The 24,301-nt window shown below is 37.3% G+C and carries 16 protein-coding genes and 1 pseudogene; 12 read left to right on the forward strand and 5 right to left on the reverse strand.

The features are described 5' to 3' along the window. Both FJR38_RS18250 and FJR38_RS18255 read left to right on the forward strand, forming a co-directional pair. Positions 1 to 1,735: beta-ketoacyl reductase (locus tag FJR38_RS18250; protein ID WP_168538626.1), on the forward strand; the 1,735-nt coding region annotated here is incomplete at its 5' end. 41 nt (positions 1,736 to 1,776) lie between these two features. Continuing rightward, the gene (locus FJR38_RS18255) at positions 1,777 to 5,595 is read left to right on the forward strand and encodes a type I polyketide synthase (protein ID WP_168538628.1); all 3,819 of its coding nucleotides are present in this window, start codon (positions 1,777 to 1,779) and stop codon (positions 5,593 to 5,595) included. 15 nt (positions 5,596 to 5,610) lie between these two features. On the opposite strand, the gene FJR38_RS18260 is transcribed toward FJR38_RS18255, so the two are convergent. Beyond that, positions 5,611 to 7,047 (reverse strand): HAMP domain-containing sensor histidine kinase, encoded by a 1,437-nt coding sequence (locus FJR38_RS18260; protein WP_168498910.1) that lies wholly within the window; start codon positions 7,045 to 7,047, stop codon positions 5,611 to 5,613. A 691-nt stretch (positions 7,048 to 7,738) separates the two neighbouring features. Between FJR38_RS18260 and FJR38_RS18265 the strand changes: the two genes are divergently transcribed. Together FJR38_RS18265 and FJR38_RS18270 are read left to right on the forward strand one after the other, a co-directional pair. Continuing rightward, positions 7,739 to 8,191: a BON domain-containing protein gene (locus FJR38_RS18265; protein ID WP_168498908.1), complete on the forward strand. Its 453-nt coding sequence runs from the start codon at positions 7,739 to 7,741 to the stop codon at positions 8,189 to 8,191. Between the two features lie 230 nt (positions 8,192 to 8,421). After that, complete coding sequence (locus tag FJR38_RS18270) at positions 8,422 to 10,443, forward strand: AarF/ABC1/UbiB kinase family protein (RefSeq protein ID WP_168498906.1); 2,022 nt, start codon at positions 8,422 to 8,424, stop codon at positions 10,441 to 10,443. A 141-nt stretch (positions 10,444 to 10,584) separates the two neighbouring features. Here FJR38_RS18270 and FJR38_RS18275 read toward each other — a convergent pair whose 3' ends face one another. Further along, positions 10,585 to 11,256 carry an S-layer homology domain-containing protein gene (locus tag FJR38_RS18275; RefSeq protein ID WP_168498904.1) on the reverse strand — a complete coding sequence of 224 codons (672 nt, stop codon included), beginning with the start codon at positions 11,254 to 11,256 and terminating at the stop codon, positions 10,585 to 10,587. Positions 11,257 to 11,474: 218 nt separating this feature from the next. On the opposite strand from FJR38_RS18275, the gene rpiA reads away from it, so the two are divergent. The 7 genes and pseudogenes from rpiA (at position 11,475) to FJR38_RS18310 (ending at position 16,633) form a co-directional block, all read left to right on the forward strand. Next, positions 11,475 to 12,185, forward strand: coding sequence for a ribose-5-phosphate isomerase RpiA (gene rpiA, locus FJR38_RS18280; protein ID WP_168498902.1), 711 nt, complete (start codon positions 11,475 to 11,477; stop codon positions 12,183 to 12,185). 297 nt (positions 12,186 to 12,482) lie between these two features. Beyond that, entirely contained in the window at positions 12,483 to 13,664 is a 1,182-nt protein-coding gene (locus FJR38_RS18285) for an aldo/keto reductase (protein WP_168538630.1), read from the forward strand. A gap of 162 nt (positions 13,665 to 13,826) precedes the next feature. Next, a pseudogene (locus tag FJR38_RS18290) lies at positions 13,827 to 14,802 on the forward strand (cysteine synthase A). 127 nt (positions 14,803 to 14,929) lie between these two features. Further along, a complete protein-coding gene (locus tag FJR38_RS18295) occupies positions 14,930 to 15,154 on the forward strand; it encodes a hypothetical protein (RefSeq protein WP_168498829.1) in 225 nt (74 codons plus the stop codon). 1 nt (position 15,155) lies between these two features. Next, entirely contained in the window at positions 15,156 to 15,584 is a 429-nt protein-coding gene (locus FJR38_RS18300; RefSeq protein WP_168538632.1) for a type II toxin-antitoxin system VapC family toxin, read from the forward strand. Between the two features lie 11 nt (positions 15,585 to 15,595). Continuing rightward, on the forward strand, positions 15,596 to 15,919 hold the full coding sequence (locus tag FJR38_RS18305; RefSeq protein WP_168498825.1) for a ferredoxin: 324 nt from the start codon (positions 15,596 to 15,598) through the stop codon (positions 15,917 to 15,919). A gap of 57 nt (positions 15,920 to 15,976) precedes the next feature. Further along, on the forward strand, positions 15,977 to 16,633 hold the full coding sequence (locus tag FJR38_RS18310) for a DUF5331 domain-containing protein (RefSeq protein WP_168538634.1): 657 nt from the start codon (positions 15,977 to 15,979) through the stop codon (positions 16,631 to 16,633). A gap of 12 nt (positions 16,634 to 16,645) precedes the next feature. On the opposite strand, the gene FJR38_RS18315 is transcribed toward FJR38_RS18310, so the two are convergent. The 3 genes from FJR38_RS18315 to FJR38_RS18325 all read right to left on the reverse strand — a co-directional run bounded on the left by FJR38_RS18315 (position 16,646) and on the right by FJR38_RS18325 (position 22,521). Continuing rightward, positions 16,646 to 17,638 (reverse strand): folate-binding protein YgfZ, encoded by a 993-nt coding sequence (locus tag FJR38_RS18315; RefSeq protein ID WP_168538636.1) that lies wholly within the window; start codon positions 17,636 to 17,638, stop codon positions 16,646 to 16,648. A 161-nt stretch (positions 17,639 to 17,799) separates the two neighbouring features. Next, positions 17,800 to 19,185, reverse strand: a complete 1,386-nt coding sequence (locus FJR38_RS18320; RefSeq protein ID WP_168538640.1) for a diguanylate cyclase domain-containing protein — start codon at positions 19,183 to 19,185, stop codon at positions 17,800 to 17,802. 213 nt (positions 19,186 to 19,398) lie between these two features. Next, positions 19,399 to 22,521, reverse strand: coding sequence for an alpha-mannosidase (locus FJR38_RS18325; RefSeq protein ID WP_168538642.1), 3,123 nt, complete (start codon positions 22,519 to 22,521; stop codon positions 19,399 to 19,401). Positions 22,522 to 22,726: 205 nt separating this feature from the next. Here FJR38_RS18325 and FJR38_RS18330 point away from each other — a divergent pair, with 205 nt between their 5' ends. Then, a complete protein-coding gene (locus FJR38_RS18330) occupies positions 22,727 to 24,049 on the forward strand; it encodes a hypothetical protein (RefSeq protein WP_168538644.1) in 1,323 nt (440 codons plus the stop codon). The last annotated feature ends 252 nt before the right edge of the window (positions 24,050 to 24,301 follow it).

Consider the following 24,301-nt stretch of genomic DNA (forward strand, 5'->3'; position numbering starts at 1 on the left):
TATTGTTGTTTATCTAGGAGAAAATTATCAGAAATTAAATCAAAATCATTATCAAATATGTCCTAGCAAACCCGCAGATTTTGAAAAGTTACTTCAAGAAATATCCTCAACACAAAAATTAGATAGTGTAGTTCATTTATGGAGTTTGCAAACAACAACAGAATCATTGACAAATGCTCAGGCTCTTAGTTGTGGAAGTGTGCTGCATTTGGTGCAAGCAATGGTGGCAAATTCAGAAACCAAACTTTCTCAACTTTGCTTAGTAACTCAGGGTGTACACCAAATTGATCATGATCAAGAACCTGTACAAGTGCAACAAGCACCATTATGGGGTTTAGGAAAAGTTGTTGCTTTAGAACATCCTGAATTTAATTGTCGTTGTTTAGATTTAGAAATAGGAATAAAATCAGCAGAAGTGGCAAATATCATCTTTGATGAAATTACTGATGTTGATATAGAAAACCAGATTGCGTATCGTCAAGGTGTGCGTCATGTAATGCGTTTAGGTTCTGGGAAAATTACTAATCAAACTGCAATTAATATTGATAGTGAGAGTAGTTATTTAATTACTGGTGGTTTGGGAGCTTTAGGACTTTCCGTAGCTCATTGGTTAGGAGAAAAAGGTGCGAAACATTTAGTATTAATGGGCAGAAATGAACCTTCCCAAAATGCTCAAATTAAGATTACTGAATTAGAGACTTTAGGGATACAGGTTTCTGTCCGCTTGGGAGATATTTCTCAACCCCAAGATGTAGAAGCCATTATTGAGCAAATTGAGGCATCTGGGAAGCCCTTAAAAGGTGTCATTCATGGGGCGGGTATGTTGGATGATGGAATGTTGCGACAAATCACCTGGGAGCGGTTTTCTAGGGTTATGCAGCCGAAGGTAGAGGGGGCTTGGAATTTACATCAATTTACTAAGCATTTACCTTTAGATTTCTTTGTTTGTTTTTCTTCCATAGCGTCTTTACTGGGTTCTCCTGGACAAGGGAACTATGCCGCAGCAAATGCGTTTATGGATGCCTTGGTTTATCACCGTCGAGCATTAGGATTACCGGGTTTAAGTGTGAATTGGGGACCTTGGAATGATGGTGGTATGGCTGCACGTTTAGGAGATCAATATCAACAGCGGTTACAATCTCAAGGGATTACTTCTATTTCTCCTGAGATTGGTTTTCAAGCTTTGGCTGATTTGTTATCTACACAATCTCCCCAAGTTGGTGTTTTCTCTATTAATTGGTCACAATGGTTAGTAAATCAGCCACAATATCAAAAATTGCCATTCTTAGCCAAATATCGAGAACTAAATCAGGCAGAATTAACTTCTCAATCAGAATTTCTCCAAGAATTAGAAGCAGCTATCCCTAGTGAACGCAGAGCCATGTTAGAAGCTCATATCAGCCGCCAAGTAGCTGGAGTTTTAGGTTTAAGTCAATCTAGGAAAATTGGTTTAGAAGAAGGGTTTTTTGATTTAGGAATGGATTCTCTCACTTCTGTAGATTTGAGAAATCGTTTACAAGTGAGTTTAGGATGTTCTATACCCTCAACAGGTGCTTTTGATTATCCCACAATTGGGGATATGGTAAATTACTTAATTCAGGATATTTTGGAAATTAATTTTTCAGAAATAGAACCAGAAAATGTTCAAGAAATAGAAAACATTAATCAAGAATTAGAAGATTTATCAGAAGAGGAAATTGCCTCATTGTTAGCAGCAGAACTCAACGGTTTGTAAATTACATTAACAAAAAAATCCAATAGATATATCTTAAAAAAATGAACCAACCCAAAATTGATAACGCCGCATTAATGAAAAAAGCTTTGGTAGAATTACGCGAAACCAAAGCCAAATTACAATCTTTAGAAAAAGCTAAAATTGAACCAATTGCTATTATTGGTATGGGTTGTAGGTTTCCCGGTGGTGCTGACAATCCTGAAGACTTTTGGCAACTTTTGAAAAATGGTGTAGATGCTATTACCGAAGTTCCTCAAGATAGATGGAATATTGATGATTATTATGATCCTGAGAAAGAAACACCGGGAAAAATGTACACTCGTTATGGTGCATTTGTTGATAAATTAAAAGAATTTGATCCTAGTTTTTTTTCTATTTCTCCACGAGAAGCCAAAGCTTTAGATCCTCAACATCGGTTAATTTTAGAAGTCAGTTGGGAAGCTTTGGAAAATGCTGCTCTCAATCCTCAAAAGTTAGCTAAAACTCAAACTGGTGTATTTGTTGGTATTTGTAGTAGTGATTATTATCAACTGCTATTAACTCAAGAGGAAATAGAAATTGATTCTTATTTTGGTACTGGTAATTCTCATAGTAGTGCAGTTGGTAGACTCTCTTATATTCTCGGTTTACAAGGTCCAAGTTTAGCAGTAGATACGGCTTGTTCTTCTTCTTTAGTAACAGTGCATTTGGCTTGTTCTAGTCTGCGTAATCATGAAAGTGATGTAGCGATCGCCGGAGGAGTTAACCGACTAATTACACCAGAGGTAAGTATTAACTTTTCCAAAGCCCGGATGTTATCTGCTGATGGTCGTTGTAAGACTTTTGATGTTAGTGCAGATGGTTATGTTCGCGGTGAAGGATGTGGAATTATTGTTTTGAAACGATTGTCAGATGCGATCGCCAATAATGATAATATTTTAGCAGTAATTCGCGGTAGTGCTGTTAACCAAGATGGTCATACCAGCGGTTTAACAGTACCCAGTGGACCTTCTCAACAAGCGGTAATTCGTAAAGCTTTAGAAAATGGTGGAGTCAGTCCAGAAGCAGTTAGTTATATTGAAGCTCATGGTACAGGAACATCTTTAGGAGATCCAATTGAAGTTGGTTCTTTAGGTGCGGTATTTGGGAAAAATCATTCTTCACAAAACCCCTTGATGTTAGGTTCAGTGAAAACTAATATCGGACATTTAGAAGGTGCTGCTGGTATTGCTGGTTTAATCAAAGTAGTCTTGCAATTACAACATCAAGAAATAGCACCACATTTGCATTTTCACCAACCCAGTTCTTATATTAATTGGGAAGAATTACCTGTAGTTATTCCAACTACAGCTATTCCTTGGCAAATAGAAGGGAAAAATCGTATTGCAGGTGTGAGTTCTTTTAGTTTTAGTGGTACTAATGCCCATATAGTTTTAGAGGAAGCACCAGAACAATTAAAAAATGAAGATTTACTAGAACGTCCACTACATTTATTAACTCTTTCTGCAAAAACAGAAAAGGCTTTAGAAAAATTAGTTAACCGTTATCAAGAACACTTAGAAAAAAATCCCGAAATAGCAATAGCAGATATATGTTATACAGCTAATATTGGACGCGCTCATTTTAATTATCGGTTAGCAGTTGTTGTCAACAATAAAAAAGAATTAGCAGCCAAACTCCAACAATTTTCACTGCAAGAAGAAATAGCAGGAATTTTCCAAAAACAACTTCCTAGTAATGCTGGGATACCCAAAGTAGCTTTTTTGTTTACCGGACAAGGTTCTCAATATATAAATATGGGAAAACAACTATATGAAACCCAGCTTGTTTTCCGGAAAACTTTGGATGAATGTGATCAAATTCTGCGGAATTATCTGGAAAAATCTTTATTAGAAATTCTCTACCCAGAAACAGAAAACAACCCTCTGCTTAACCAAACAGCTTACACTCAACCTGCTATTTTTGCAATTGAATATGCCCTTGTTCAACTATGGAAATCCTGGGGAATTAAACCCGATATAGTTATGGGTCATAGTGTGGGTGAATATGTAGCTGCTTGTGTAGCCGGCATCTTTAATTTAGAAGACGGATTAAAATTAATTGCCAGTCGGGGAAAATTGATGCAACAGTTACCCCCTAATGGTGAAATGGTGTCTTTAATAGCTTCAGAATCTCAAGTAAGACAACTTTTAGAACCTGACATTAACCAAGTAAGTATTGCCGCTTTAAATGGACCAGAAAGTGTTGTTATTTCTGGTGATAAAGCAGCTATTGATGCTATTTGTAAAATTGCAGCAAATCAAGGCATTAAAACAACTCGTCTTCAAGTTTCTCATGCTTTTCATTCTCCATTAATGAACCCAATTTTAGAGGAGTTTGCCGAAATAGCATCCCAAGTTACCTATAATAATCCCCGAATTCCTATTATTTCTAATCTTACTGGAAAAAGGGCAGATGATCATATTACTAAACCTGAATATTGGGTACAACATATTGTTCAACCTGTGAGATTTGCTGATAGTATGCAAACCCTTCATGAACAAGAATATACAGTGTTTTTAGAAATTGGACCCAAGCCCATTTTAATCGGTATGGGTCGTCAATGTCTACCAGAAGATTTTGGTATTTGGTTGCCATCTTTACGTCCCCAACAACAAGATTGGCAACAAATTTTGCAAAGTTTAGGACAGTTATATATTCATGGAGTATCGGTAGACTGGTCAGGATTTGATAGTAATTATTCCCGTCGTAAGTTAGAATTACCAACTTATCCATTTGAACGCAAATCATATTGGCTAGAAGTTAATAATACCAAACAACAAAAAATCACATCTTCATCACCAGAAAATGGTATGAATACAAATGGTAATGGTTTAAATCCAACTGTTAACGGTAATGGTGTAAAATCTCCACAACCAACTATTCCTGTACCTACCAATATTAGTAGACAAACACAGAAAAAAGTCCCTGTAAATCTAGTACAGCAACAGTTAGAAGTAATGTCTCAACAGTTAGAAACTCTGAGAATTAATCGTCTACGTACTAAGGGAAATAATTACATTTCACCACAACCACAATCAATCACAAATCAGTTATCAAAAAGAGAAATTCCTAACTTAATTGCTTATCATAAACCCAGACATAATGCAAGTTTGCGTTTATTTTGTTTTCATGAATTAGGAGGATCTGCTTATATTTTCCGCGAATGGGCTGAAAATCTGCCTTCAGAAATTGAAATTGTCCCCATTGAATTACCTGGAAGAGAAGGAGATTCCCAAAATCAAGCCTTTACACAATTTGCCAATGTTATTCACTGTTTAGAGCAAATTATTCCGGCTTATTTAGATAAACCCTTTGCTTTTTGGGGTCAAAGTTTAGGAGCATTTATAGGTTTTGAATTAGCTCATTTACTACAGCAAAAATATGGTTTACAACCCCTACACTTTTTTGTCGGTGGGGCTTTAACTCCTCATGCTCTTGTCTCTAATTTACCAACTTTATCATCTTTGTCTCCAGAAGAAATACTCCATAAGTTTCTAGCTGTATCTGGAATTCCTCAATCTCTTCGTAGTGATGAATTTTTGATGGAGATTATATCAACTCGATTAAAACTAGATATCCAAATCTTATTAAGTTACAACCAACAATACTCTCAAGGAAAACCATTGAATTGTCCTCTTTCTGCTATTGGGGGACTGGAAGATAGTGAAATTACACCAGAGGAAATTTCACTTTGGAGTAAATACACTTTCAGTAACTTTAAACTACATCTAGTCCCTGGTAATCACGGCTCTTTTTTAAGCAATAACCTCACAATGGTTTGGAATACGATATCTGCGGGATTAATCGGTACAAATATGATCAAACATCAGGATTCATAAATACTTTCATGAATGTTAGATAGCTCTAACTTCTAAAGGTAAGAAAATTGTCAATACTTCACCATTTTGAGGGCGTTGACGGACAATTAACTTACCACCAATTGCTTGAAATAAATGCTTAGTTGCAGACATATTTAAACTAATTGTTCCTGTTTCTGGTTGGAACATTAATAATTGACCTAAAGATTTACGAATTGGTGGTGTTGTTGTGTAGCTTTTATCTTGACAATCAAACTGAGGTGATAATTGTAATTTTAGTTGATCACCAGCAGTCATTACTTGCACTTGTATACAACTACCAGGAGGTAAACTACGAGTAAAATTCTCTATTAAATTTGTGAGTACCCGATCTAACATAGCAGGATTACTAACTACTGTTGGTAGTTGTTTGGGTAACACCACATTTAGAGTTAAATTACGGCGATTTGCTGCTTGTTGCCAGCGAGGAATACTTTGCTGTAAAACTTCATCTAAACACATTGGTGTCAGTTGTGAATTAGCAAATTTCACAGGTTGTGATAAGTTTTCTAATTCTGCGGCTTTAAATAATAACTCCATCCGGTCAATTTGCTCAGTACATTCATGATCAATAACTTCTAAACGACTGATGACATTCGCTGGTAAATCCTGACGTTTTAATAGTAACCGTGTCATCATCCGAATTGTTGTCAACGGAGTCCGGACTTCATGAGCAAAGGCTTGCAATAATTCTACATCAGGACGAGATGAGGGTTTTGTCGGTGGAGTGGGTGAATAAACAGATGATGAATTATGTGTAACTGGATGACTTTCTCCGGATGTTAATTCTTGGAGTAATAACTGACTAAATTGAATTATAGTTTGATAATCTGGTGCAACTAGAGGATAATTTTGGACTTTAATATCCAAATCAGCAAATAATTCTGGATTAGTTAAAACTACCCTAGCGCCTAAAGACTGCCAAGCCTGTTGTACTACTTCTGGTTCAAAGGAAAACAAGAACTCTTTTTTACCATGCTTTTGTTCTGCTAAAACCAGCACTAATCTAAATTTATCTGTGAATACTAAACAAAATTGCTCCGCTGCTAGAGGATCAGCCGGTAATAAAGGTAATATAGATTCTTGGCAAGTGGTAGTATGGGTCGTAGTTGCTTCTGTATTTATATTCGTCCCCATTTCTGAGGGAATACGAAACGGCATTAATGCCAAAGGGTTAAAAGGTTTGGCTGTAAAAGTTACTGTTTGTAACTGCTGTGTTAGTTGTGGGTGACTAAATAAGGGTGCTGGTGCTGTTAATACCAAACCTTGAGTAGTATCAGATGAAGTCGTAGCTAAAGTTTTTAATAGCAAATTTTCTGTAGCCGCCAGGCTAACGCGCCATTGCTGTTCAGCTTTGGCAGAAGAACACTCAGCCATGTGAGATTGACTTGCAGATAAAACTTCCTTGAGACTTGGTAAAATCCATTCGTACACAGGTTTTCACCCCTTGATTGCTTCAGCAGCTAATGTTTGCTAGGGTAGATATTGCACTCTATATTTATGAGATTATAGTTATTAGTGTCCTAATGAAAGTGGTATAACCGAACCATTCAGGTGCAATTTCCTCTCTTGTTGAGATATTTTGAGGAAAGAGGAGGTAGGGGCGCAGGGTCTGCGCCCATTCAGGAGTTAAGAAGAAGGAAGAAAATTCCCCAGTCCAGGAAAAGATACGGCTGAGTCTCTATGGTGAAGAATATAGAGATAGTGGCTACCTGAGAAAATCAACGGATTATTAGTCTATAGCCATGAGTACAATTCATATAGACATCGCCGGAACAGTAGCATTGAGAATACCTACCTATGGAGCGTTTCTAAAAAGTTCTTGATAATGCAGCATATTTATAGCAACTGCTAAGGTGGCTAGGACATTAACTCATGATAAAACAAAGACACAAAAAAACTTTCCCGCCCTGTCACCTGCTATATATTCGGTTGATGTCTCATTGGCTCTTTTCAAGAATGGCGTTTTAATTTAGTTATTGGAAAGTTGTCTTATTGTCAGTTATCTGGGTGTTTGATTTATGACTTTTGGGTGTAGCAATTTAATTCTTTTTTTTAAGATTTGCTCCTCAGCATCACTCACAGTAAAATCCATTACCTCAAGCACTCAATTTTGGAGATAAACATGAAAAAGCTAATTCCCTTTTTATTTAGTAGCGTTTTGGTAGTTGGTATGGTTGGTTGTCAAGAACCACCAAAGACTGGTTCTGAGACTACGGGTACTAATGAAACTCTTTCTGTGCCGGCAAAACCAGCTTCTGATATTACGCAGGTTACTGCAACACCGACTGCAACACCGACTGCAACTCCAACTGCAACACCGACTACAACACCGACTGCAACTCCGACTGCAACTCCGATGTCGACAATGGACTTAAAAACCGAAGTTAGTAAGAAGCTGAAAGAGGGTTTACCAGGAAATAATTTGTCAGTAGTCAATAAAGATGGTGAGATTACGCTAACAGGAACAGCAACTTCTAAGGAAGAAATCGTACAGGCTGAAACTTTGATTAAGGAAGTAGTAGGCGTAAAAACTGTCAAGGTAGAAGCTAAGGTGAAGACTGATAAAAAGCCGTAGTTAAACTATTTTATACCATTTGGAATTTTGAATTGGCTTGGCAATTATCTATTTTTCAAATCGGTATAAATTAAGGTTAAAATCTTTACAGGGCTTACTGCTGTAAGTCCCTGTTTCTTGCTGATTTTATTCATCTGTTAAATTTTCCCTGATTTAGTGTTGAATATATCCTAAAAAGACAAGATATTGTTACAATATTTAACAACGTTGATTTAACTGGTGGCTTCTTCATGATGGTTAAGACACTTCCCCCTAGTTCTCGAACAAGTCAGGAGGACAGTCGCGGAGGCGAATTGTCCGTGATTGAAGTAGTAGCGGAAAAAGGTACACAGACTTTAGTAATCAAATCGGCGGAAGTCTCTAAACAGCCAAGACATCAGGCGCGGGTGACAGCAGGATCTGAACCTGAGACGGTGCTTTATGATCCTGTGGAAATACAAGAACAGTATCGTGGGCGATTTCTGCAAGTTTTAAGGCGAATTGTGACGGTTTTGAAACCAACTCTTTCCTTTGCATTTGGGTTGTGGTGGGATAAGCAATGGGGAATTTTGGTTAAAAATGAACGTCGTCGTGCTATTCAACTCAGAGAATTATTAACAAAGTTGGGGCCTGCTTACATTAAAATTGGTCAGGCTTTATCTACTAGGCCAGATTTAGTACCACCAACTTACCTAGAAGAATTAACTAGACTCCAAGATCAATTACCAGCTTTTCCGAATGAGATAGCTTACCAGTTTATTGAAGAAGAGCTAGGAGCGCCACCGACAGAGATTTATGCAGAATTGTCTGCTCAACCGATTGCGGCTGCTTCTTTGGGACAGGTATATAGAGGAAAATTAAAAACTGGTGAAGAAGTAGCGATTAAGGTACAGCGCCCAGATTTACGGGAACGAATTACTATAGATTTGTATATTTTACGGAAATTAGCTGGTTGGGTTCAGCGCCAAGTGAAACGGGTACGTAGTGATTTAGTCGGGATTTTGGATGAGTTGGGCGATCGCATTTTTGAAGAAATGGATTATATTCATGAAGGCGAAAATGCAGAACGCTTTTTTGAATTATATGGTCACATGAAGGATATTTATGTGCCAAAAATTTACTGGGAATACACCAACCGTCGCGTTTTAACGATGGAGTGGATTAACGGGATCAAATTAACTCAACCAGAAAAAATTACCGCTTTGGGAATCAATGCCCGGTATTTAATTGAGGTTGGTGTACAGTGTTCTCTGCGTCAATTATTAGAACATGGATTTTTTCACGCTGATCCTCATCCAGGTAACTTATTAGCGACGATGGATGGTAAATTAGCTTATCTCGATTTTGGGATGATGAGCGAAGTTAAACCAGCCCAACGTTATGGTTTAATTGAAGCGATCGTTCACGTTGTTAATCGGGAATTTGATAGTTTAGCCAAAGACTATGTAAAGTTAGAATTCCTCACACCGGAAACTGATCTTACCCCCATTATTCCTGCTTTTGCTAAGGTATTTGCTAATGCTCAAGGTGCAAGTGTAGCGGATTTGAATATTAAAAGCATTACCGATGATTTATCAGCTTTAATGTATGAATATCCTTTCCGTGTTCCACCATATTACGCTTTAATTATTCGTTCTCTTGTCACCTTAGAAGGGATTGCAATTTATATAGATCCCAATTTTAAGGTTCTCAGTGAAGCCTATCCTTATGTTGCGAAAAGGCTATTAACAGATCCCGCTGATGAGTTAAGAACATCATTACAAGAATTACTGTTTAAAGATGGTAAATTCCGCTGGAATCGTTTGGAAAACTTGTTAAAAAATGCCCGTAGTAACCAAGAATATGATCTGAATTTAGTTGTTAATCAAGGTGTAGAATTTCTCTCTTCTGAACGGGGTTCATTTATTCGTGAGAGATTAGTTGATGAATTTTTCAATAGTGTAGATGCAGTTAGTAAAAATGCTTTGCATAACTTGACATACATCCTCCGAGAAAGGATAGGATTAACAGCCGTAAATCAAATCCCATCAGCAACAGTTGAACAACAACAAACTTTAGAATATATTAAACGTATTGCTGGTATTTTGAGAGAAACTAAAGGGTTTGATGCGACGAAATTAGCGCCTCAATTAGCCCAAATAATTGTTAATCCAGGAGTCCAGCTTTTAGGTCAACAAATTGCTAGTCGTGTGACGCAAAAAGCTATGACTCGCATAATTCGGGAATTATTAGCGTCTGATGAAAATGTGAAATCAGAAATTACTAAAAACTAACCCTGGCGAATATAATTCACGGCTACACAGACAAAACCCACCTCCGTGGGTTTGGAACTATTGATTTTTAAATTTTAGTCCATGTAGTAGGCTCTATTATATTCGCCCAAAACTATTAGTAAGTCTCAATTAAAAATCATCTCAAAATGGATTAATCTTGGGAACTACAGGAGTTACTGATTGCGGCTTTTGTCGTTGCAAATATTTACTCAATACATAAGCTAAATCGCCTCGTGTCATGGGACGGAGTGGGTAGATATTACCTTGTGTATCCATATTAATAAATTCCTCAGCGACTACTGTAGCGATCGCCTTTCTCGCCCAATCAGGTATATTTTTTGCATCTGGATGTGGTGCAAGAATTTCATTCACGGTATTATCAGGAAATTGAAAAACCCCATAAGCTTGAGCAAAAATTGCTAAACCTTCCGCCCTAGTTACCCTTTGATTGGGGAAAAACATATTTCCCCGATAACCCTTCATAATATCTGTTTTTAAAACTACTTGAATATCTTGATACGCCCAATGAGAACGAGGAACATCAGGTATAAATACAGAGTTTTTCTTTTGAGTAATTGGCCGTTTATCCAAATAGAATGCCTTTACCAAAATTGACGCTAATTCGGCCCGACTAATTAACCTTTCTGCATAAAATTGACCATCAGGCAAATTATCCATTAACTTAGAATCAATAACCTTTTGTATATACTCTGAACTTGTCTGAGGTATTGTTTCCGATGATTGTTCCTGTGCCAAAAGAGGAGATGTTTGCAGTAATGTTATTAATGTCAATGTACTGAGTAATTTTTTCATGTTGACGATTATTTTATAATTGCATTTCTAATCTTGACGTTGATTTTATAGTTAAAGTTGCTAATTTCTTAGATAACTTAGTTACTATAATTTTATGGTATAATTTAAAAAAAATTATATTTATTATCTGATCAATTACCCATTACCCATTACCAATTTTGTAGTATAGTCGGCTGTGACAGTATCTTCCATACAATTAATTTTTCAGGAGTTAAAGAATGTCAATCCCCGCAGATCCAGTTAAATTGATGAAGCAAGAAGTTGGTAAAGCCGCCGCCAATTTGGTAAAATCCGGTTCAATAGTTGGTTTGGGTACAGGTTCAACCACAGCTTACACAATTCAGTATTTAGGAGAACGCCTCCAATCAGGAGAACTCAAAGATATTGTCGGTATCCCCACCTCATTTCAATCAGAAGTTTTAGCAAAAGAGTATGGCGTTCCTCTGACCACTTTAGACGCTGTAGACCATATTGATATTGCCATAGATGGAGCAGATGAAGTAGACCCCTACAAAAACTTGATTAAAGGTGGTGGTGCAGCACATACCCGCGAAAAAGTTGTAGATTACCTAGCTGCACAATTTATTGTTGTCGTTGATAGCGGTAAGTTAGTAGACAAACTGGGTTCTGTGTTTGCTGTCCCTGTAGAAGTCATTCCCATGGCACTTACCCCCGTTACTAATGCCATTAAAGCCCTTGGTGGTAAGCCAGAACTGCGTATGGGTGTAAGAAAAGCTGGTCCAGTCATCACTGACCAAGGTAACATGGTTTTAGATGTCACATTTGATAATATTGATGACCCTGCAAACCTAGAAAAAACCCTGAATAACATTCCTGGTGTTCTCGAAAATGGTATTTTCGTTAATTGTGCAGATGTCGTTCTTGTGGGTGAAGTTATTGACGGTAAACCAGTAGTTCGACAACTTTAAATTCTCACCTCATCCCATCAGTTCCTAGTTAGGGAAAAAGGGATAAGTGAGAGGAAGAAAATGAAGATTAATTACCCTCTTTACTAATTACCTTTTTCCCAGCTTATAGCATTTCTTAGTCTAACGAGGTACAAATTCATCTGCGTTAATCTGCGTTTATCCTCTTCCATCTGCGGTTAATTCTTGCTACTTGTACCTCACTAAAATGGGAATTGCTATATATCAAATTAAAATGAAGCTGCATAGACACAGATAAATAATTGTCAATTATCAATTCTCCATTGTCATAATTCACCGATGCTATATAGACGCTTTGGCCGAACAGAACTACAAATGCCCGTTTTTTCCTGCGGGGGAATGCGATATCAATATAAATGGCAAGATGTAGAACCTGAAGAAATTCCGACAGATAATCAAGAAAACTTAGAAGCGGTAATTCGTCGTTCATTAGAACTAGGAATTAATCACATTGAAACTGCACGAGGTTATGGAACATCGGAAATGCAATTAGGAAAAATTCTGCCGCAGTTTCCTCGTGAAAACTTAATTGTGCAAACTAAAGTTTCTCCTCATGCAGATTCTCAAGAATTCCGCAAGACGTTTGAGAAATCTTTGGCTTATCTGCAATTAGATTATGTTGATTTGTTGGGTTTACATGGAATTAATAATGCGGAAACTTTAGATCATAGTATTCGTAAAGATTGTTGTTTAGAGGTTGCCAAACAGTTACAAATGGAGGGTAAAGTCCGATCTATTGGCTTTTCTACCCATGCGCCCACAGAAATAATTTTACAGACAGTTAATACTAATCAATTCGATTATGTAAATTTACATTGGTACTATATTAATCAATGGAATTGGCCTGCAATTGAAGCTGCTAATAAATTAGATATGGGTGTGTTTATTATTAGTCCAGCTAATAAAGGTGGATTATTATATCAACCATCAGCGAAATTAGTTGATTTGTGTGCGCCTTTGAGTCCAATGGTGTTTAATGATTTATTTTGTTTAAGTCATTCCCAAGTGCATACTTTGAGTATAGGGGCGGCTAAGTCAACTGATTTTGATGAACATTTAAAAACTTTAGAATTGTTAGAGAATGCAGCAGAAATTTTACCACCAATTATTTCTAGATTGGAGTCAGCAGCCATCAAAAATTTAGGAGAAGATTGGGTAAAAACCTGGGAAACCAATTTACCAACCTGGGAAGAAACGCCAGGAGGAGTAAATATAAGGGTGATTTTGTGGTTGTTAAATTTAGCTTTAGCCTATGACATGATCGAGTATGGAAAAATGCGCTATAACCTTTTAGGTAATGGTAGTTCTTGGTTTCCTGGTAATAAAGCTGATAAATTAGATGAATTAGATTTGCAAGAATGTTTATCTCGCAGTCCCCAAGCGGAAAAAATACCACAGATGTTAGCGAAAGCCCAGACAATGTTAGGTGGTGCAGAGGTAAAGCGGTTATCTCAAAGCTAAGGAAGAGAAACCCAGGACGGAATTAAAAATTAATAACGTAAGTTGCTAGTTAGGAAAATTGTCAGCCAGAAAAATGAACTGAGAAAGAGAGGCTTGAGCGATCGCACTCTTGTTGAGATTAAATGGCAAAATTTGATTGGGAAGAACTCAGGTAGATTCAACATGGATATCAAAAATGGATTTGTCGGGACAATTGGTAACACACCATTAATTCGCTTAAACAGTTTTAGTGAAGAAACAGGTTGTGAAATTTTAGCCAAAGCAGAATTTATGAACCCTGGTGGTTCTGTTAAAGATCGGGCTGCACTTTACATCATCGAAGATGCAGAAAAAAAAGGACTCCTGAAACCTGGTGGCACAGTAGTGGAAGGAACTGCGGGGAATACAGGGATTGGACTAGCGCATATATGCAATGCCAAAGGTTACAAATGCTTGATTATTATTCCCAATACCCAATCCCCAAGAAAAAATAGATGCTTTGACTACCTTGGGTGCAGAAGTTCGTCCTATTCCTGCCGTACCTTACAAAGATCCGAATAATTACGTCAAATTATCTGGTAGAATTGCGGCGGAAATGGAAAACGCCATTTGGGCTAATCAGTTTGATAATTTAGCCAACCGTCTCGCCCATTATGAAACCACAGGTAGGGAGATTTGGCAACAGACCGACGGTAAAGTAGATGGTTGGGTAGCAGCGACTGGTACGGGTGGTACTTATGCTGGTGTAGCCATGTACCTAAAAGAACAAAATCCGGCGGTTAAATGTATTGTTGCTGATCCTTTGGGTAGTGGACTATATAGCTATATCAAAACTGGTGAAATCAAAATTTCTGGTAATTCCATTACTGAAGGGATAGGTAATAGTCGGATTACGGCTAATATGGAAGGCGCACCTATTGATGATGCCATCCAAATTGATGATTCAGAAGCGTTGCGTGTTGTTTATCAGCTATTAAGAAAAGATGGTTTATTAATGGGTGGTTCAACTGGAATTAATGTCGGTGCGGCTGTGGCTTTAGCTAAACAATTGGGACCAGGACATACTATTGTAACTATCTTGTGTGACAGTGGTTCTCGCTATCAATCACGGATATTTAATAGTGAATGGTTAGCCAGTAAAGGATTAGTGATCAATTAGGAGTTTTTTAGCGATCGCCACTATGGGGTGGCGATGCTCAACATTTGTTAGCAGCTATTACTAATCGAAATGATATAATCAGAATTATCATCGTTATTTGTTTTCGTAATTAAGAGGTAAATCCATCATGGAAAAAATAGAACTTGAACTAGATAGACTCACTTTTGAACGGGCAAAAACTATTGCCATAGTTAATCAATCAACATTATCAGAATTGATTACTCAAGTAATTGAACGTTTAGCAGAAATTCAGGAAAAAAAAGATCCCTTAATGGGATTATATGCGGATGTTCCAGAAATTGTTGATGAAATTGTTGTTGAGGCCATGGAAAAAAGAGGATATAGTTTATAAAATGAATAAAGTAGAGAAATCCCTACTTGATACTGATATTCTTTCAGAAATTATTAAACGGGCAAATCCTCGGATTATTGCCAAAGCCGATATTTACTTAAGTCAGTTTGAGAAATACACAATTTCTGCAATTACAGTAATGGAAATTGTGGAAGGATGGCATAAACGTCAGCAAAAAGAACGTCTTCAGCAATTTTTAAACATCCTAATTTCACAGGAAATATTATCTTTTGATTTGACAGCTTCTGTATTAGCCGGAAAAATTTATGCTGATTTAGAAATAACAGGAAAAAGAATTGGTTATCCTGATTGCATGATTGCTGCTATTGCTATCAGTCATAATCTTACTTTAGTTACTGGTAATTTATCTCATTACCAAAGAATTCAAGATTTAGGTTATTCACTAATACTAAATAATTGGCGTTTATAGTCAAAATGGCAATGGATGAATTAATCTCAAATATCCCCACTCAGGTGCAATCTCCTCCTATTTCTGTACAAGTATGTCAACATCGAACTTGTAGAAAACAAGGTGCAAAGGAAGTATTAGCGGCTTTACAAGCTTTCCCTATAGCTAATACAACAGTTACAGTTAGTGGCTGTTTAGGTCAATGTGGTAATGGTCCAATGGTGCTAGTCTTACCAGAGATGGTTTGGTATTGTCGGGTTCAACCTCAAGAAATACCTCGATTGGTAGAACAACATTTGTTAGGTGGTAAAAAAGTTAAAAAAATGCTTTATTATCGGTTTCATCCCCACGGATAAAGCTGACTGAAAATATATAAATTCTGTAAGTTGGTGCATTAAGAAGGAAGACAATAAATGGATATTCAGCATCTACGACAATCGTTAAAAATGAAGTGGCTAAATTATTACGAAGAAAATCGTTCTTGGCTAGTGAAAATGCGAATTTGGAAAGATTATCATGGTTTACGCCGACCTTCTTCTGGTTACATTTTAGCAACTTTATCTGTTTTAGAACCAGAGTTAAAAAAAATCCTCCCGTTTATTTTGGATTTGAATAATAATCCTGATCAAATAATTGCAGCATTGGGTTTACACTTCAATCCTGAACAGGAATTAAATTTATCAAAATCCCCACATTCTCAAGCTAAAAATGAGATTGTTAGTACCTCTCCTGCTCATATACCTTTAACAGATTCATCTATTTCCAAAGAACGTAAACAGGTATTATTAAACATGACAACAGGTGTTTCAGTGCTTGCAGTTGCTACGCCGATTCATCACCATTCTACAGCCAAATTACCTGTTGCCGTCGAAAGAATAAATACTGAGATATCATCTAGATCCAAACCTGTACCACTTTCATCTACTAAACTTGTGAGTAATGGGAGATTGGGACAAATTCCGGGAAAACATTTTGTTGATAAAACAAGCCTCTTAGATCAAACTAATGCTCGTAGTTTACCTTCTTGGATAGATGAATTTTGTCCAGGTAGAGGAAATAAGCAAAGTTAAGTGAGATATCAATTATCCATTATTCAGAGGGTATTCGTGAGAAACGAAGGGAATAGAGACTATTTCCCCCTCTGTTTCCCCAACTTGGACTTTTAAACCCACTCCACCTGCTTTACTCCTGATGTAACCTAGTCCAAAATGACCATCTGGGGTGTCTGTATAGCTGGTGAGTTTACCTACTTTTTCTTCCCCAATGGTGATCACTGTTGCTGGTTCAGCAGCACCACTGAGGCGAATTCCCCAAAGGTATTGTTTTACACCTTTGTATGTATTTAATCTAGCAATGGTTTCTTGACCGATATAACAACCTTTAGTAAAGGAAACTGTCTGCCATAAACCCACTTCTAAGGGGTTGTAATCATCCGTGAGTTCTAAATCTGGGGCGGGACGACCTTGTAATATTCGTAACATCTCCCAGGCGCGATCGCTCAATTCCACAGCCCCAAATCCCAGTATTTTCTCCCACCATTCTTGTTTTTCCGCTATAGGTAAAATCAGGGTATATCCAGGTGCAGCCACACCGCTACCCACTGCAACTATCACTCCATTCACTAAAATATGATTACCATCGGGTTGACCAATTAACGCACCAGCCCCCAGTTTTTCGACCATAGCATGGCTTTGGGGTCCAATCAGGCTCAAAGTTGCCATTTCCTCGGTTACATCCGTTAATTTGACTTTATCTGCAAAGAAGATATAACGATCTAACCATTGCATGAGTACCTGACGACGGTTAGGGGAAACTACCAATAGGACTGCATCCTCTAATACATAAGCAGTAACTAAATCAATCGTGCGGGCGGTAGATGTCACCATCACAGTATCACAGCCCTGTCCAGGTTTGAGGGATTGAAAATCGTTGGTACTTTGATTGTGTAAAAACCGCAGTCTATCATCGTCAGATACACGGATAAGTCCCCAATTTGAGCGATCGCTTACCACTACCCCATCTTTAACTAATTGGATAGCAGTTGTGTTTTTATCATTAATTGCGGATGTTAACATAATTATGCAGAATGCCTTATTTTCAATATGATCATTTGAGGAATATTAGCAAATAATTGGTCATTGGTCAGTTGTTGGTTGTCAGTTGTCAGTTGTCAGTTGTCAGTTGTCAGTAGAAAACATATTCTCCCTGCCCCTCTGCTCCCCTGCTCCCCTGCTCCCTAATCTGCTATACAATAGCGATCGCGCCCCTGTTCTTTAGCATGGTACAAAGCTTGATCAGCATTGGCAATTAGTGTATCTGGTTTAACTTCTGCACCAGGTATAAATGAGGATATTCCTAAGCTGACTGTTACAATATCCTTGATTTCAGATTTTGCATGAGGAATCGCTAGATCATAAAGTGCTTCCTGTAGCCGAGTCGCTACCATAATAGATCCTTTTAAATCAGTGTTAGGAAGAAGGATAGCAAACTCTTCTCCACCATAACGCGCTACTAAATCAGTAGGACGCTCAATATCTTGATGACGAATAAATTGATACACTGTTTGGGCAATTTTTAATAAGCAATCATCACCAGCTAAATGACCGTAGTAGTCATTATAGCGTTTAAAAAAGTCAATATCGAATAAAATTAGGGAAAGTGGCTGTTGTGTTTCTGCTAATTTTTGCCATTCTTTTGTCAGACGATTATTAAAACAGCGTCGGTTAGCTACCTGAGTTAAAGCATCCAGATTCGCTAGTTGTTCTAGTTTCTGGTTTGCATCTTGTAGAGCTAGTTCAGTTTGTTTACGTGCAGTAATATCACGGATAGTAATAGCAAAACCATCACCTAATTTGACAGCCACAAAGTGAAACCAGGAAGACTCTCCTGATTGATAGTAAAAATCCCTTTCTAGCGGTTCACCCGTCTCGACAATAGCCACAAATTTATCAAAAAGTTGGGAATCAAATCGGCTCAGGAATCTTTTCAGCACCAGTTTACCAATCATTTCTTCCCTACTTCTAGCAAAGGCTCTAGCAATAACTGGGTTCACAACTAAGCAGCGAAAATCCTCAATATCCCCCGTCTCTGGAGTACGGATAGCTTGCATGGCGGCTACACCGTCAAGTGAACTATTTAATACACTGGCTAGTAAAGCTCTTGACTGATAAAGGACTTCTTCTGTTTCTCTGCGGGTAGTAATTTCTTTTTCTAGCAGTTGTTGTTGGCGTTGAATAGTTAGTTGATTATCTAAACGCGCTACCACTTCTTCAATTTGAAAAGGTTTTGTGATATAATCTACACCACCGGATTTAAAAGCTGTGACTTTATCAAAGACATCATCTAAAGCACTAATAAAAATCACTGGGATACTACGTAAATTTTCATCAGCTTTTAAGGCTTGACAAACTTGATAACCGTCCATTTCTGGCATTTTGATATCTAATAAGATTACATTTGGCCGCTTCACCTTGACAGTTTTAAGCGCCATTCTCCCACTTGTTACACTGCGGACTGTATAACCGAGTTTAACCAACAAATCGCTTAATAGTTGCAGATTTTCGGGAATATCGTCTACTAATAGAATAGTACCTTTATTGTCAAACTCAGTATCAAGATTCATTGCTTATCAGAGGCTCGCTAATTCAACTATCGTCAAGGATCTGTATATGGTATCATCAAAGTATTAAATTATTCTCACGCAAAGGCGCAAAGGTAAGAAATTATAGTTTTTTTAGTTATAATCAGGATTTACGCACAGGTTATGAAGGAATGAACCACGAAGGGACGAAGGACACGTTCGCGAAGCGTCCCGTTAGGGATAGGAATGATGGTTTCAGAGATGTTTTGCGTGGGTTCTAATAATTTCAAATGTGGAAATTTTCCAAGGTTGAATATTTTCTTTTGGTTTGATAGGATTTTCTAATAAATCAACTGGTTCTCCTAATGTGAATAAATCACTTTCTAAAGATAAATCTGCTGTTTTTCCGTGACATTCATAACAGCGAATTAAGAATTTTTCTGGATGATCTTCGCTGGGTTTAAGTGCCATTAATATCAAGTTATCGGCTGATAAATTTAGAAAACTGTGGCTTGGGGAAGCATTCTCTTTTGATTGGTAATTCTCTGGATTTACTAATATTTGCAAAGGAACATTTAACTCATAACCGCGTTTAACAGTTTCTGCTGTTTCCCAACTTCCAATATGAGGATATAAGCTGTAGGTAAATTCGTGTATTCCTCTATCAGCTTGGAAGTCTGGCCAATTGGAACTTCGCAGCAAGGTAAGACGCAGTTGGCTCGGTTGGGCATCGTAACCATATTTACAATCATTGAGGAGGCTGACTCCGTATTTTCCGCTGGCTGTATCTGTGGTTAAATCTGCCCAACGTAAAGCGGGTACTTCCCATTTTGCCTTTTCTGCGGGAGTTTGGGGATTTGTGGGACGACGAATAGCACCGCAGGGAATTTCATAAGTGGCAAATTCGGCTTGGAGATTGAGAGGAAAGGCTGTTTTTACTAATACCTGATTTTCTTGCCAATTTACAGTAGTAGCGATTTTCAAAAGTGGTGAACTGATTTGCAAAATGTAGTCTTGACAAAATTCCGATTTTCCTAATTGACGCACTACTCGCAAGCGTTGTTGAATTTCTCCATGTTCTTGCCAGGCAATTGATTTTAATTCGGTTGCAGGTAGCGGTTTTGTGTTATAATTGGGATCGATGTTCCAAGCATCCCAATATTGGCCGCTGTCGGTAAAGGCTTGAAGTTGATTTCCTGCACCGTTTAAAATTTCTCGTTGTTGGATTTTGTTAAAGATGCTGGTTAAATCTCCGGTTTCGGGGTTAACTTGAATTTGCAAATATTCATTTTCTAATATCCAGTTTTGCGGAAATATTTGCGGTTGGGGGGAAGAGGGAGAAAGCCAGAAAATGCTGTAACCTATTGAGGGGACAGTTGCGAAAAATAACAAAGTTGAATTTTCACTGTTTTGGGATAAAATTTCTTTTCCTTCAAGATCAGAAATTTTCCATGTGGGATAATCTGTGGTGATGATTTTCCCTAAGTCAACTTTCACAACTTCGGAACGTTCCCAGTTGAGAGGGTTAAAAATTATGACAGGGATATTTTCAGAATTGGAAGATTGTGGTATATTAATTTTAGATGTGATTCCTATTAATGACTCGTGTAATATTTCCATTCCCACTTTTTCCACCGCTTCCCATTCTGGTAAAGCGTCTGCGTAAACTTGGGTAATGGAAGAACCTGGTAAAATATCGTGAAACTGGTTAAATAAAACTTTTTTCCATGCGGTTTCTATTTCTGCTTGGGGAAATTCTCTACCAGAAATGATATTTGCTAAAGTTGCGAATAATTCAACACTATATAATAGATGTTCTGATTGACGATTCCAGCGTTTTTGGTCTGCGTGAGTAGTATAACATCCGCGGTGGAATTCTAAATAAAGTTCGTTTTCCCAAACTGGTAAATTTTGACTTGGGGATTTGATTTGTTGGAGATATTTTTGGGAAGTTGTAAATTCTAACTTGGGGAAAATCGGAGAATGTTCCCAACGTCGTGCAGTTTCTAGCATATCACGAATTGGACCACCACCATGATCACCAACACCGGGAAGCCAAAGGGAATTTTGTAACCCTGTTTGAGTTTTCCACTCACAGGCATACTTAGCCATTTTAACAGGTTCGATAGTTTCGCCAATGAGTGCAGACATGAAACTTAATGTTTGACTACCATCAGGCGATCGCCACCAAAATAAGTCATAATCAAATTTAGTTGTATCATTCCAGCGGAGTTTTTGGGTAACAAAGAACTCAATTCCCGCATTTTCTAAAAATTGGGGTAACGTCGCACAAAAACCAAAAGTATCGGGAACCCAAACCACAGGAGATATTTTTCCAAACTTCTGGAGAAAATACCGCTGTCCATATAATAACTGACGAACTATAGACTCACCAGCAATGAGATTTAAATCTGGTTCTACCCAAAAACCGCCCAAAACTTCCCATTTTCCCGCTTTTACTTGATTTTGAATTTCTCTAAACAAGTCGGGACGATTTTCCTCCACCCAAGCATACAACGCCGGTGTAGTATGACAGAAAATCAATTCGGGAAAATCATGTTGGAGGTTTAAAGCTGACTCAAAAGTATTTTGTGCTGCTTTCCAAGTTTCTTCAACAGGCCATAACCATGCTAAATCTAAATGAGCATGACCTAATAAAGATATTTTATATTTTTGGGTGTTGATAAATTCAGCTAAACCCAAATATGTTTCTCGCAAATTTACTAGATATGTTTCCCAGTCTTGATTTTCTACTTCTTTGCGATTTGTGACTTTCTCAACTTCTGTCGCTAAACCTGTTAGTTTTTCTGGTGCGGAGTTTTCCAACAGAATTTCCACAACCGCTAATTCATCAGCAATAAAACCAGCATCGGGATGATTGTAATCTGTTGACTCAAAAATTGCAAGCGATCGCATCAATGCCCCGTTGTCATGTCCCGGACTCACCAACCGCAAAGCTATGGTAAACTCTTCACCAGGAGTTACACTAGAACTGAGCAGCACTCGCGGTGAAGAATCAAACAAATCACCCGTCAATACTAACTTATCATTAACATATACTTCTGCTAAATCTGCCCACCACACCAAAGCCAAGCGTAAAGATAAACCCGCTAAAGGAAAATTGTGTAAATGTTGGGGAACAGAGAATTTTTGAACTAACCATAAAACCTGTTTTCCCCCTTTCCAGGAAATATGATCTTTTTCATTTAGCTCAACAGGTTGCCAATCAGTTAAACTAAATGGGATAAAATCAGTAACTACCCCGTCAGTTTCCTGATATCGCCAATTTGACTGGATATCAACCTGACAACAAGCACGCAAATTTTCAATTGCGGTGGATATAGATTTGGTATTTAATGATGATACAGGAAGAGCCATATTGCCGATAAAATAATATAAATAATTGACACTGACAAAAATTAACAGTTTTGTGGGAGTCTCCTCACAATTAAAAATTAATAATTAAAAATTAAAAAGAGTTTCCGTCGGGGTTTTAAAACTTAAACTACGCATATGTTTAGACGTATTTAACACTTACTTTAACTTACGATCACCTAAAGCGACAACTTACAACATTATTACCATGTCTTCCGGTTCTTCAAATCGTTATCAAAGCAAACTCTTTAACTTTGTCTACCAGCATACTCGGCGGTTGACACAAACATTGGAAAACACCTTCAAAAATTTGCAAGTTGCGACTCAAGTAGGTGTAGGTTCTCTACTTTATCCACTGTACCAACTATTGCAACAAAATGAAACAGCAAAACAATTACAATCAGCAACTCCTCCCCCCAGTGACGAACCAATTCAAAATATATTAGATATAGTCAAAAATCTTCCTCCTGGAGAAGCTGATATACCAACTTCCGCAAAAACAACTCCTTTCACATTTTTAGGATCTTTGTGGGAGAAAGTTTTTCCCAAGCAGAATTCTCAAGCACCGGAAAATACCCTCCAGCAGCATATACCAACAGTACAGGGAATTGCCACAGAATTGCAAACCCGGAATTTAGTATTAGTAAGTGCAGATAATCGCATTTTCGATGTTTTCACACCCCAGCAAAACACAAAATTAGCAGATAGAATTAATAGCGAAATTAGCGAATATCGGTATTCTTTACAATTAATTGGTCATCAACAAAAAGAATTATTACCAGAAATTGATCGTCTTCTCAATAAATTAACTGATGAAGATTCTACAATAGCACGAAAATCGCTCCTGAATCCAATTAAACTTTTTGGATTTCTCGATAAATTAGTCGCGAATTTGGAAACTACGGCTTTAGTACCTGTACAACAACGTAGTCAAGAAATTGTGAATAATTTCTCAAAACCGTTTAGTGATTTAACAGTAAATAATGATAACATAGAATCGCATAAAACCAATATCGCTGATTTAATAGCAGCAGCGATAAATTACTTCTTTGGAGGAAGAAATAATTATCAAATTGGTTCAAATTCTGCGGCTGAAAAACTACCAGAAAAATCTGATTATCAAAAAAGCTTCGCACCAAATCAGTTAAATATTAATGATTCTTTAGGAGATACTTGGCTGACATGGAATGATTTATTTGGTGAAACAGATATCAATATTGATGAAGAAATAGTAGAGAAATCAGTTAACAATGATGCTACTAGGTTACAAGGAACACAATGGGGATTACCGAGCGATCGCAGTAAAAGAGGTCAAAACCCACGCCAACCTAAAAATCAAGAATTTAACAGTCAAACCAGCCAAGGATTTGATTTTAAGCCTGACTGGATTGATATTTCTGCAACTTCACTAGGCTACGAAAAGCACCCATTAGAGCAAATTCTGGAATGGTTAGATACAACTATATTATGGATAGAACAAATATTCACAAATATGTTATATTTTTTCCGGGGTTTATTGTTTGGTAGATAATTACAGCAGAATCAAGTAATCAAAAGTAAAAGCATGGAAATCAATATTAATTCACTGCTTTCTTGCTAATTTTTTAGCAATGAGCAAATTTTTATTTGTTGGAAATTTGTTATATTAGGTATAGTATATTTTTGAGTTATACAACCTTGTAGTTTAATCATGGGAGAAATTATTACCCAGAACGATAATTTTAGAAATATAAGATTCCTATTTGATTTTTGAATAAAACTCCGTATACCTTTATTTATTCTT

The organism is Anabaena sp. UHCC 0253 (genome assembly GCF_009712085.1).
Taxonomy (GTDB): domain Bacteria; phylum Cyanobacteriota; class Cyanobacteriia; order Cyanobacteriales; family Nostocaceae; genus Dolichospermum.

Bases quoted from the DNA above. Each gene is read 5' to 3' on its own strand.
- FJR38_RS18300 (WP_168538632.1), top strand. From the start codon at position 15,156: ATGAATAAAGTAGAGAAATCCCTACTTGATACTGATATTCTTTCAGAA.
- FJR38_RS18325 (WP_168538642.1), bottom strand. From the start codon at position 22,521: ATGGCTCTTCCTGTATCATCATTAAATACCAAATCTATATCCACCGCA.
- FJR38_RS18330 (WP_168538644.1), top strand. From the start codon at position 22,727: ATGTCTTCCGGTTCTTCAAATCGTTATCAAAGCAAACTCTTTAACTTT.
- FJR38_RS18320 (WP_168538640.1), bottom strand. From the start codon at position 19,185: ATGAATCTTGATACTGAGTTTGACAATAAAGGTACTATTCTATTAGTA.
- FJR38_RS18270 (WP_168498906.1), top strand. From the start codon at position 8,422: ATGATGGTTAAGACACTTCCCCCTAGTTCTCGAACAAGTCAGGAGGAC.
- FJR38_RS18310 (WP_168538634.1), top strand. From the start codon at position 15,977: ATGGATATTCAGCATCTACGACAATCGTTAAAAATGAAGTGGCTAAAT.
- FJR38_RS18305 (WP_168498825.1), top strand. From the start codon at position 15,596: ATGGATGAATTAATCTCAAATATCCCCACTCAGGTGCAATCTCCTCCT.
- FJR38_RS18255 (WP_168538628.1), top strand. From the start codon at position 1,777: ATGAACCAACCCAAAATTGATAACGCCGCATTAATGAAAAAAGCTTTG.
- FJR38_RS18315 (WP_168538636.1), bottom strand. From the start codon at position 17,638: ATGTTAACATCCGCAATTAATGATAAAAACACAACTGCTATCCAATTA.
- FJR38_RS18265 (WP_168498908.1), top strand. From the start codon at position 7,739: ATGAAAAAGCTAATTCCCTTTTTATTTAGTAGCGTTTTGGTAGTTGGT.
- FJR38_RS18295 (WP_168498829.1), top strand. From the start codon at position 14,930: ATGGAAAAAATAGAACTTGAACTAGATAGACTCACTTTTGAACGGGCA.
- FJR38_RS18275 (WP_168498904.1), bottom strand. From the start codon at position 11,256: ATGAAAAAATTACTCAGTACATTGACATTAATAACATTACTGCAAACA.
- rpiA (WP_168498902.1), top strand. From the start codon at position 11,475: ATGTCAATCCCCGCAGATCCAGTTAAATTGATGAAGCAAGAAGTTGGT.
- FJR38_RS18285 (WP_168538630.1), top strand. From the start codon at position 12,483: ATGCTATATAGACGCTTTGGCCGAACAGAACTACAAATGCCCGTTTTT.